Consider the following 225-nt stretch of genomic DNA (forward strand, 5'->3'; position numbering starts at 1 on the left):
CGCTGCCCGTAGGCCCGATAAGCGTAATGCCATCAGGCATTAACACGAATGTCCAGGCCATGCGCCGGATGGCGGCTAGCACCTTATCCGGCCTACTGAGTACAACGCTGCCCGTAGGTCTGATAAACGTAGTGCCATCAGGCAATAACACGAATGTCCAGGCCATGCGCCGGATGGCGGCTAGCGCCTTATCCGGCCTACGAAAGTACAACGCTGCCCGTAGGC

Annotated in this window: 1 protein-coding gene; it reads right to left on the bottom strand. The window is 58.7% G+C overall.

Annotated elements, in window-relative coordinates:
• Positions 1-225 (bottom strand): hypothetical protein (locus OGY37_RS00190; protein ID WP_286619760.1); only part of this gene is annotated, 225 nt, incomplete at both ends.

Origin of the sequence: Citrobacter sp. Cpo030, assembly GCF_030333005.1 — a bacterium.
Lineage (GTDB): Bacteria > Pseudomonadota > Gammaproteobacteria > Enterobacterales > Enterobacteriaceae > Citrobacter > Citrobacter portucalensis.